The following is a 2918-nucleotide window of genomic DNA, read 5'->3' on the forward strand; positions in this document are numbered from 1 at the left end:
GACGCCAGGGCCGGCAACGGCAGCGTTGCGAGAACGAGGGTCGCGAGAATGGGAACGAGGCGCATCGGGTCGACTTTCAGCGAGGTGGCAGCATCGTAGCCTTCGCGCGTCGCACGAAATCGCCAGATGCCGTCCCTCACGCGGCGATGCGAGGGTAGCGGCCAGTCAACGGCCGAACGCGCCTCATGTTGCACTGCAATACAAAATGCAGGGCTGCACTGCGTTCGCCGCTTCCCGGATTTTCCATCGGTTTGGCCGGCACCCGCTCTGCCGCCGTGACCACCGTTCTCACGGCAGCGGCCATGGCGACAATGCGGATCAGGACCTCAGAAGCTGCGGAATCGCTTTCCTCACCTTCGTGAAACCGCGTGTGGACAGGGGCCAGGCCGCCTCGTCCCAAGCGCGCCGAACCCACAGGCACCCGTCCGGCAGGGCGGCGGCGGACGGGCCCACCGGGGCCCAGGCGGTGACAACCGGGAGTTCTCCGGACCAGCCGGAGCCGACCGGGCTCGCGTCGCAACCGAAATGCGCGCCCGCCCGTGCCAGGGCATCCTCCATCGCGTCACGGTCGGCCGCGCGGACACGATCCGACGCGTCCGGCGCGTGGGCGAGCAGGCCCGCGATCCGCACCACCCGCGAGCCCGACAGGGGCAGGCTCTCCGGATGAAGGTCGTCGAGGTGCAGCAGCAAGGCATGGTCGCCGGCCGGGGCGGCATCGGCAGGCGCCAGTGCCGTCTCGCGCGGAGGCATGCTTTCGTCGAGGGAGTCAGGATACTCGTCCAATCCCTCGGGCAGGAAGCGCCCCTCGGTGTAGCGGGCGATGTTCTGGGCGCGGGCGACGTAGTGCTTGCCCCGCGTGTGCAGGCCGGCGACCCAGCGCCAGGACAGGGTGTTGCTCGCCGGGTCGCCGTCGACGAGGTGGCGCAGGAAGAATGCCGCGCCGAGTTCCCAGGGCAGGCGCAGGGTGAAGATCCAGATCGAGGCGAACCACATCCGGGCGTGGTTGTGGAGCCAGCCCGTCTCGACGAGTTCCCGGACCCAGTCGTCGAAGCCGTCGATCCCGGTGCGGCCCTCGATGGCCGCCTCGTAGGTGCGACGCAGGCCGGGCTCCGCCTCAAGGCGTTCGCGCGCCGCCTCCGCCCCGGCGAGGTAGGCGGTCCAGGCTTCGGGATGGGTCTCGAGATGGCCCTTGAAGTAGGTCCGCCAGAAGACCTCGCTCACGAACTTGTCCGAGCCCTCGTCGCCGTAAGCGGTGCGGGCCGCCTCCACGACCTCCGCCTCGGTCACGAGCCGGCGGCGCAGATAGGGCGAGAGGGCCGAACTCGTCGGCGGCCGGTCGGGGCCACGGTCGGTGTTGCGCGCCTCCGCATAGGCCCCGCCCGCCGAGGCGAGGAATTCGGACAGGCGCTCGAGCCCCGCGCTGCGGGTCATGGGGAAGCTGCGGGGCACGAGAGGATGGCTGGTCATGGCGCAGATCTAAGGCGCGAACGCACCACGACAGGTGCGACCCATCCACCGGAGCGTGAGTGCGCCCGGCCCAGGCGTCAGGGTGCCTTGCCGCCGAGGACGAGGCGCAACGAGCGGGCGAGTTCGTCGCGGCGATAGGGCTTGTTGAGGACGGGCAGGTCCCCGCGCCCGATGATCTGGCCCTCGTCGAGGTTGGCGACGTAGCCGGAGGTGAGCAGCACCTTCAGTCCGGGCCGAAGCCGCTGGGCCGCCACCGCGAGCTGCGATCCGTTCATGCCCCCCGGCATCACCACGTCGGAGAACAGGATGTCGATGCGCGCAACGCCCTGAAGCTGCACCAGCGCCTCGGCGGCGTTGCGGGCCACGATGACCTTGTACTGAAGTTCCTCCAGGCTCTCGACCGCCATGGTCAAGACCTGCTCGTCGTCCTCGACGAGGAGCACGGTGTCGCCCTCCGCCGCCCGTCGCAGGGGCAGCGCGCTGCTTCCCGCGACGCCAATCTCCTCCCCGGCCGGATCGGCCGAGCGCGGGAACAGGAGGCGGAATGTGGTGCCGACGCCGAGTTCGGTCTCGATGCCGACGAACCCACCAGCGCTGCGGGTGAAGCCGTAGACCTGGGACAGGCCGAGCCCGGTGCCCTTGCCGACTTCCTTCGTCGTGAAGAACGGTTCGAAGACCCGTGCCATCGTCTCGGGTGGGATACCGCTGCCGAGATCCCTCACCGAGACTTCCACGTAGGCACCCGGGGGGACGCCCCGGTCCGCCACGGCTGCCGTGTCGAGGTGTACGTTACGGCTGCGCACGGCGATCCGCGAGCCGCGGTCGTCGCCGTCCATCGCGTCGCGTGCATTGACGACGAGGTTGAGCACGGCCGCCTCGAACTGCGCCGGATCGATGCGGATCGGGTCCAGCGCCGGGTCGAGATCGAATGTGAGCTCGATGGCGCCGCCGGCGGCCCGCTCGGCGAGGGGCCGGAAATCGATGAGGAGGCGGTTCGGGTTGAGGGTCTGCGGCCGCAGCATCTGGCGGCGGGAGAACGCAAGCAATTGCTGGGTGAGCTGCTCGCCGCGCCGGGCGGCCGTCATCGCCGCCTCAGCCAGGCGGACAACCCGCTCCGTGTTCTCCGGCTTGCGGATCATCATGTCGAGCCCGCCGACGATCACCGTCAGCAGGTTGTTGAAGTCGTGGGCGACGCCGCCGGTGAGCTGGCCGATGGCCTCCATTTTTTGCGCCTGGTGCAGGGCCGACTGGCTCGCTGCCAGCTGTTCCTGGCTGCGGCGCAGCGACACAAAGGCGGCATCGCGCTGGCGCCGCGCCTGGCAGGCGGCGCTGTGGTAGCGCACGCGCGCCAGCAGCTCGCGCGGGTCGGGCCACTTGACCATGTAGTCGTTGGCGCCGGCGGCAAAGGCTTTGGCCTTGACTTCGGGGTCGTCTTCGGACGACAGCAGCAT

Annotated in this window: 2 protein-coding genes; both read right to left on the minus strand. The window is 69.8% G+C overall.

The features are described from left to right. Positions 1 to 318: 318 nt before the first annotated feature. Positions 319 to 1431 (minus strand): FAD-binding domain-containing protein, encoded by a 1113-nt coding sequence (locus JWQ05_RS19080; protein ID WP_299661956.1) that lies wholly within the window; start codon positions 1429 to 1431, stop codon positions 319 to 321. A gap of 113 nt (positions 1432 to 1544) precedes the next feature. Further along, positions 1545 to 2918, minus strand: a 1374-nt coding sequence (locus JWQ05_RS19085) for a response regulator (protein WP_299661953.1), incomplete at its 5' end; no start/stop codon positions are given.

The sequence above is a fragment of the Methylobacterium sp. genome (assembly GCF_028290105.1).
GTDB lineage: Bacteria > Pseudomonadota > Alphaproteobacteria > Rhizobiales > Beijerinckiaceae > Methylobacterium.

Bases quoted from the DNA above. Each gene is read 5' to 3' on its own strand.
- JWQ05_RS19080 (WP_299661956.1), bottom strand. From the start codon at position 1,431: ATGACCCGCAGCGCGGGGCTCGAGCGCCTGTCCGAATTCCTCGCCTCG.